At 73.9% G+C, this 7,327-nt stretch carries 5 protein-coding genes; 1 reads left to right on the top strand and 4 read right to left on the bottom strand.

Features of this window, described 5'->3' with window-relative positions; translation table 11 throughout:
• Positions 1-107: 107 nt before the first annotated feature.
• Together V7E45_RS37310 and V7E45_RS37305 are read right to left on the bottom strand one after the other, a co-directional pair.
• Positions 108-533 carry a hypothetical protein gene (locus tag V7E45_RS37310; protein WP_333778726.1) on the bottom strand — a complete coding sequence of 142 codons (426 nt, stop codon included), beginning with the start codon at positions 531-533 and terminating at the stop codon, positions 108-110.
• 59 nt (positions 534-592) lie between these two features.
• Positions 593-1,333, bottom strand: a complete 741-nt coding sequence (locus V7E45_RS37305) for a 4'-phosphopantetheinyl transferase family protein (protein WP_333778725.1) — start codon at positions 1,331-1,333, stop codon at positions 593-595.
• A gap of 217 nt (positions 1,334-1,550) precedes the next feature.
• Here V7E45_RS37305 and V7E45_RS37300 point away from each other — a divergent pair, with 217 nt between their 5' ends.
• Positions 1,551-2,549, top strand: coding sequence for a TauD/TfdA family dioxygenase (locus V7E45_RS37300; protein ID WP_443056340.1), 999 nt, complete (start codon positions 1,551-1,553; stop codon positions 2,547-2,549).
• A gap of 67 nt (positions 2,550-2,616) precedes the next feature.
• On the opposite strand, the gene V7E45_RS37295 is transcribed toward V7E45_RS37300, so the two are convergent.
• The gene (locus tag V7E45_RS37295) at positions 2,617-5,178 is read right to left on the bottom strand and encodes an FtsX-like permease family protein (RefSeq protein WP_333778723.1); all 2,562 of its coding nucleotides are present in this window, start codon (positions 5,176-5,178) and stop codon (positions 2,617-2,619) included.
• Entirely contained in the window at positions 5,178-5,960 is a 783-nt protein-coding gene (locus tag V7E45_RS37290) for an ABC transporter ATP-binding protein (RefSeq protein ID WP_333778722.1), read from the bottom strand. Before V7E45_RS37290 ends, V7E45_RS37295 begins: the two co-directional genes overlap by 1 nt.
• Between the last annotated feature and the right edge of the window lie 1,367 nt (positions 5,961-7,327).

Below are 7,327 nucleotides of genomic sequence, written 5' to 3'. Positions count from 1 at the left end.
CGCCCGGGGGGGGGGGGGGGGGGGGGGGGGGGGGGCCCGGGCCGGGCTCGGGAGCGAAGGGTGCGGCCGGGGCGGTGGCCGGGGCGGTGACAGTGGTGGCGGTGGCGTCACCAGGAGCCGCGGGCGCGGGCGTAGCCCTGGCGGGCGGGGGCGATGATCTCCTGGGCCACCGCCCAGGCGTCGGAGACAACGCGTTCGCGCGGGGGGTGCGGGGACTGGGCGACGGCCTGTGCGGTGACCGCCCAGACGGCCGCGGTCGCCATGGTGTCGCGCACGCCCCGGGCGACCCGGGCGTCGGGGTGGGCGAACACCTCGGGCGACAGCGGGTGTTCGTAGACCTGGCGGACCCAGGTGCCGATCCGCAGCCGCTCGCGGGCCTCCCAGCCGCCGGGGGCGGAGGGACCGGGGTCGATGCGGTCGACGGCCTCGGCGAGGGTGTCGAAGTAGGCGGTCAGCTCGCGCGCCGTCAGCGGCGCCGCGGGAGCGGGGACGGTGTGTGCGGTCATGGCGGTCATGGCGGTCACGGCGGTCATGGTGGGCCGCTTCCTTTCCTGGTCGGTGGGTCGGCGCGGATGCCGGGGGCGGCGGGTGCTCAGACCGGCGGGTGCAGATGCACCGCGCCGCGGGCGGCCGGCCCCGCCGGGCGGGCCAGGGCGACCGCGAGGCGGTCGGACAGGTGCAGGTCCTGCACGGTCCAGGCGGTGGCGCGGCCGTCGGCGAGGTGCGTGACGCGGACCGGTCCGGTCCGCTCCGGGAGGGTCTCCAGGCGGCCCAGTTCGGTGCCGGCCAGGCCCACCCCGACCGCCTTGACCACGGCCTCCTTACGGGTCCACACCTTGTGGAAGGCGCGCTGCCGGTCCGTGTCGGCACCGAGCGCGCGCAGATGGCCGCGCTCGGCGCTGGTGAGCACGGTGTCGGACAGCAGGGCCTCCCGCACCGGCCGCAGCGCCTCCGCGTCGACGCCTATGGCGGTGCCGGCGCCGACGGCGAAGACACCCCAGCCGGCCGTCCGGCTCAGGCTGATCGCGAGCGGCACGGCCGGGCGCAGCACCTGCGGGGGGCCGTGGCCGTCCGAGCCGCAGCCCGGGCAGCGCCGGCGGCCCAGGTCGACGTCGGCGGCGGTGGTGCCGAGGAGCTGACCGAGCGCGCGCCGGGCACCGGCCCGGGTGTGCACGAACTCGGCCGCGTCCCGCTCGGAGAGCATGCCGAGCGCCCGCCGGAACTCCCCGGTGGCCAGCAGCCGCAGGTCGGCCGGGTCGACCCGGCCGGGTGAGCGCCACCACCACACGTGGGCCTCCCCGCGGGCGATGAGCCGGTCCACCTCGGGGAACACGATTTCCTCGCCTCCTTGACGCATCAGCAATCACTCCCGCTTTTCCTGGAGACGCCGGACGGAACCGTCCGGCCTTTTTGCCGGACTTCTGCGAGGCCAGGTTCCGCCCGCCCGCTATTTCCCCCCTATACGGCGTTGACGGCCCTTTTCCATAGGGTCGCGATAGGCGCTGCCCGGAAACTTTTCCGAGCAATGCCGTCGACCTGAGGACAACGCTGTGACGCAGATAGAGATTCTGGCTCCGGCCGCGGAAAGCACGGTGACCGCACATGAACTCACCGCAGCGGAGCAGACCGGACTGATCGCGCTGGCCGGCCGGCTGACCGGCCCGCGGCACCCGCTCATCGACGCCCCCGGCTGGCTGGCCGCGGCCCGCGAGGCGACCTCGCTGCTGCCCCGGCGGCTGCTCGGGACGCTGCGCGCGTTCCGCCACGACCCGGGTCCGGACGGGGTGCTGCTGCTGCGCGGCGTGCCGGTGACGGCGGGCGAACCGCTGCGGCCGACGCCGGGCGTGCCGAATTCCGTCGAGCATGTGCCGACCGCGGCGGCCGCCGCCATCGTCTCGGTGATGCTGCAACTCGGTGAGGTCATCGCCTTCCGGAACGAGAAGAACGGCGCCCTGGTGCAGAACGTGGTGCCGGTTCCCGGAAAGGAGGATTCACAGAGCAACGCCGGTTCGGTGCTGCTGGAACTGCATGTGGAGAACGCCTTCCACGACAACCGCCCCGATTACGTGGGCCTTCTGTGCATGCGTGAGGACCCGACGGGCGACGCCAGGCTGTGCACGTCGTCGATCCGCCGGGTGCTGCCGTTGCTGGCCGAGGGGACGCGGCGCGTGCTGGGCGAGCCGCGGTTCCTGACCGAGCCGCCGCCCTCGTTCGGGGCCCTCGGCGGGGTGCGGTCGGCGCACCCGGTGCTGCTGGGCGATCCGGACGACCCCAACGTGCTGGTGGACTTCGCCGCCACGCACCCGCTGGACGAGCGGGCGAAGGAGGCGATGGCGGAGCTGCGCGAGGCGTTCGTGGCGACGATGGCCGCGCACCGGCTGCGGGTGGGTGACCTCGCCGTGGTCGACAACCGGGTGGCGGTGCACGGCCGTACCTCCTTCACCCCGCGCTACGACGGTGAGGACCGCTGGCTGGAGCGGGTCTACGCCCACCTGGACAACCGGCGCAGCCGGGTGGACCGGCGGCACGGCGGCGCCGTGCTCGACTGAGGTGCGTCCCGGACCGGTTGAAGGGCCGGCCCCCACGAGGGGCCGGCCCTTCAGGCGTGGTCACCGGTCACTGCCGGGCGCCGATGACGTCCGCGGGCCGCCCGGTCAGCGCCAGCCGGCCCGGGATCACGGTGGCCAGCAGGGCCAGCACACCGCCGAAGCCGAGGACGGCGAGATAGGTCAGCGGGGCCACGGAGGGCGCCGCCGCGCCGGTCATGCCGATGCTGAACGCGGTGAGCACGGCGTAGGCGATACCGGTGCCGAGTGCGGCGGCGACGAGGACGACGATGCCGGCCTCGATCCGCAGCATGCCCATGACCTGGCGCCGGGTGGTGCCGACCAGGCGCAGCAGGGCGAACTCGCGCAGCCGGTCGGAGACCGACATGGCGAGCGTGTTGACGACGGCGATCGCCGTGAACGCGATGATCAGGCCCATGGCGACGTAGTTGACCTCGGCGTTGTTCTGCTGCACCTCGGCCTGCAGGTCCTCGACCTGGGCGCGGTCGAGCACGCCCACCCCGGGGAAGTGCCCGACGGCCTTCTGCAGTTGCTCGCGCCCTGCCTTGCCGTCGCCGCTGGTGCGCACCAGCACGGAGGAGGCGAGCGGGTTGTCGACGTGCCGGGCGACCAGTGCGTGGCTCATGGTCAGGTCACCGAAGCCGAGGCCGCGGGCGTAGACGGCGGCGACCTTCAGGTTGACGACGGTCCCGTCGCCGAGGGTCACCTTCATCGTGTCGCCGGGCTTCTTGCCGAGGTGGTCGGCGGCGACCTCGCTGACCGCCACGCTGCCGTCGCCGAAGCCGTTCAGCGTGCCCTTGGTGACGTCCGGGTCCCAGGTCTCGCGCAGCCCCTGGGCGGACAGTCCCTGAGCCGGGTACTTGTCGAGCCCGATCCGCACGGAGGTCCGTACGACCTCGGTGACGGCGGTGACGCCGGGGGTGTGGCGCAGGGCGGCGGTCGCCTGCTCCGGCACGCCCGGTCCGGCCGAGGCCACCACCCAGTCCGCCTTGTTGCCGTCGCGGGCCTGGGCGGTCGCGGCGTCGCCCATGGTGGTCTGCACGAAGAACACCGTGCAGGCCATGCCGATCAGCAGCGCCAGCGGGGTGATCGCGGAGGCCATCCGCTTGGTGTTGGCGCGGACGTTGGCGGTGGCGAGGTGGCCGGCCACCCGGGAGGCACGCAGCGGCACCCCGAGCAGGGCGACGGCGACGCGGGCGATGAGCGGGCCGAGCAGCGACACCGCGACCGCGAGCACCACGACCGTCAGGAAGGTCACGGGCGTGGAGGCGGGTTCGGTGTCGAGCACGCTGAGCACCACGAGCAGCACGATGCCGCCGGCCAGCGTGAGGACACCGGACAGGGTCCGGCCCCAGGCGAAGCCCGGCCGCTCGACCGCGGACTCGGCGAGCGCCTCGGCGGGCCGGATGCGGGCGGTGCGCCGCGCGGAGATACGGGCCGCGGCCCACGCGCCGAGCAGCGCGGCTCCCACCGCGGCGAAGAACGGGAAGACGCTGAAGGTCACCTGGAGGGTGTCCGGGATCGCCTTGAAGTCGACGAACTTGGCGTGCAGCCAGTAGGCGATGGGCAGGCCCAGCACGGAGCCGGTGACACCGGCCAGCAGGCCGACGATGAGCGCCTCCCGGCCGATCAGCTGCCGGATCTGCTTGGGGGTGGCGGCGATGGCGCGCAGCAGCGCCAGCTCCCGGTAGCGCTGCTGGATGGACAGCGCGAAGGTGCCGACGACGACGAGGATGGCGACGAGCAGCGAGGTGCCGCCGATGGCACCGCCCATGGACACGAGCTTGATCCGGGCCTTGGCGGCGTCCAGGAACTCCACCGGTCCGCGGTCGCCGCCGGTGGCCACCTGGGCGGTGGTGCCGCTGAGCGCCTTGCGCACCTGGTCGGCGAGCTGTCCGGCGGAGACGCCCTGCCTGGGCAGCACGCCGATCGCGGACACCTGTCCGTCGTGGCCCGACAGCCGGGTGGCCTCGTCGGTGGAGAAGAACAGCGAGGACTGCTGCTTCAGGTCGCCGTCGGCCGGGGCCGCGATGCCGGTCACGGTGTAGGCGCGCGGGGCGTCGGTGGACTGCACGGTGAGCTTGGCGCCGGGCTTGAGGCCGGTGCGGGAGGCGAGTTCGCGGTCCACGACGACGTCGCCGGCGGCGCCGGGCGCGTGTCCGGCGACGAGCTTGAACGGGGTCAGGGCGGCCGAGGTCCAGGCGTGCCCGTAGGAGGGCTTGCCGTCGACACCGGGGACGACCTGCCCCTGGGGGCTCACCGCGTAGGCGGGGAAGGTCAGTTCGGGAACGACGGACCGGGCGCCGGGCACGGAGCGGAGCTTGTCGACCGTGTCGGCGGGCAGCCACACGCGTTCGGCGAGCGGCTTCGCCTTGTGCTTGACCTTGGTCTTGCCCTTCTTGTGCTTGATCGTGGTCTGGTGGACGTTCTGGTCGCCGCCGACGATGACCGGCGCGCCGGAGTACCGCTCGGTGCCGATGGTGCCGCGCAGGCCGGTCTCCAGCAGGATGCCGCACGCGGTGACCAGCGCGGCGGCGCACATCAGCGCGAGGAACGCGCCGATGAAGCCGCCCTTGCGGGCCTTGAGGGTCTGGAAGGCGTAGCGCAGCATCAGGCCCACGCTCCCAGGTGTGTCATCCGGTCGGCGACGCGCTCGGCGGTCGGGGCGTGCATGCGGTCGGCGATGCGTCCGTCGGCCAGGAACAGCACGGTGTCGGCGTAGGACGCGGCGACCGGGTCGTGGGTGACCATGACGACGGTCTGGCCGGTCTCGTCGACACAGTTGCGCAGCAGGGAGAGGATCTCCTTGGCGGTGACGGTGTCGAGGGCACCGGTGGGCTCGTCGCCGAAGATGACGTCGGGCCGGGTGATCAGGGCGCGGGCGATCGCCACGCGCTGCTGCTGGCCGCCGGAGAGTTCGGCGGGGCGGTGGGCGGCGCGGCCGCCGAGGCCGACGCGCAGCAGGATGTCCTCGAGCCACTGGTTGTCCAGGCGGGAGCCGGACAGGCGCAGCGGCAGCTCCACGTTCTGCCGGACGGACAGGGCGGGTACGAGGTTGAACGCCTGGAAGACGAAGCCGATGCGCTCGCGGCGCAGCTTGGTCAGCTGGGTCTCGTTCATCCCGCCGAGCTCGGTCTCACCGATGAAGGCCCTGCCGGACGACGGCTTGTCCAGGCCGGCGGCGCAGTGCAGGAAAGTCGACTTGCCGGAGCCCGACGGCCCCATGACGGCGGTGAAGGAGCCGCGGGCGATGTCCACGGTGACCCCGTCGAGGGCCCGGACACCGCGGCCGCCGCGGCCGTAGACCTTGGTGACCTCCTCCAGTCGCAGCGCGGCTTGGCTCCGGGCTCCCGTGCCGCCGCGCGGCTGGGTGTTGGTCCTCTCGGTCCTCATGCGTGACCAGTCCTCTCCATCCATCGTCGTGGGGGTCGTCAGCGACCTCCGCCGGCTGCGGAGGAGCATCGGGACGAACGTGGCCGGGCGATCTATATCGGGGCTATGGTCCCGGAGGCGATGGGGAGTCGGCGGTCGATTTTCGGCCTGCGGCAGCTCGGGCGGGGGCCGGAGGGAACGTTTCCTCTGTGCCACACCCCCCGCTACCTGCCCTTCCGTCCCGCCCGGTGGGCGCCGCTCGGCTCTCCGGCGGCGCCCGGGGGCCGGGAGTCGAAGGGCAGGCGCCCCGTTTCCGAGGGGCGGATCCGCCTGGCGGACGGCGCCGGGGGGCGAGGCGCCTGGCGGGGCGGACCGGGTGGGTGCGGATGCCTACGGCGGATCGGGACCGGACGGCCGGGTGCTCCGGGCGAGCCGTCCGTCCGGTGAGCGGAATGTCCGGGGTCGGGTGGCCCGGCGAGCGGGCGCGTCGGGCGTCCCGCCCGGTGGTTGAGCCCGCATGGCCGGGAGCCGGCGGCCGAAGGCCGGGTGACCGAGCCGCCCGCCGGATGACCGGGAGCCGGGCGACCGCGGCCGGGCGACCGCGGCCGGAGGACCAAGGGCCGGAGGACGAAGGGCCGGAGGACGAAGGGCCGGACGACCAGAGGCCGGAGGACCAGGGGCCGGACGACCAGAGACCGGAGGACCAGAGACCGGAGGACCGGGGGCCGGAGGACCAGGGACCGGACGACCAGAGACCGGACGACCAGAGACCGGAGGACCAGAGACCGGAGGACCGGGGGCCGGAGGGCCAGGGACCGGAGGACCGGGGGCCGGAGGGCCAGGGACCGAAGGACCGGGGGCCGAAGGACCAGAGACCGAAGGACCGACGGCCGAAGGACCAGGGACCGAAGGACCGACGGCCGAAGGACCAGAGACCGAAGGACCGACGGCCGAAGGACCAGAGACCGAAGGACCGGGGGCCGAAGGACCAGAGACCGAAGGACCGGGGGCCGAAGGACCAGAGACCGAAGGACCGACGGCCGGAGGCCGGAGGGCCAGGGACCGAAGGACAGGGACCGGATGACCAAGGGCCGGACAACCAGGGGCCGGAGGNACCGACGGCCGGAGGCCGGAGGGCCAGGGACCGAAGGACAGGGACCGGATGACCAAGGGCCGGACAACCAGGGGCCGGAGGGCCAAGGGCCGGACAACCAGGGGCCGGAGGGCCAAGGGCCGGAGGACCAGGGGCCGAGGAACCGGGGACCGAAGAACCGGCGGCCGGAGGACAGAGACCGAAGAACCGACGGCCGGAGGCCGGAGGGCCAGGGACCGAAGGACAGGGACCGGATGACCAAGGGCCGGACAACCAGGGGCCGGAGGACCAGGGG

It is taken from the genome of Streptomyces sp. IBSBF 3136 (assembly GCF_036815105.1).
Classification (GTDB): Bacteria; Actinomycetota; Actinomycetes; order Streptomycetales; family Streptomycetaceae; genus Streptomyces.
This window is presented reverse-complemented; position numbering and strand designations above follow the sequence as displayed.

What these genes read in the sequence shown, in the direction of transcription:
- V7E45_RS37290 (WP_333778722.1), bottom strand. Translation starts at nt 5,960, where the DNA reads ATGAGGACCGAGAGGACCAACACCCAGCCGCGCGGCGGCACGGGAGCC.
- V7E45_RS37295 (WP_333778723.1), bottom strand. Translation starts at nt 5,178, where the DNA reads ATGCTGCGCTACGCCTTCCAGACCCTCAAGGCCCGCAAGGGCGGCTTC.
- V7E45_RS37310 (WP_333778726.1), bottom strand. Translation starts at nt 533, where the DNA reads ATGACCGCCGTGACCGCCATGACCGCCATGACCGCACACACCGTCCCC.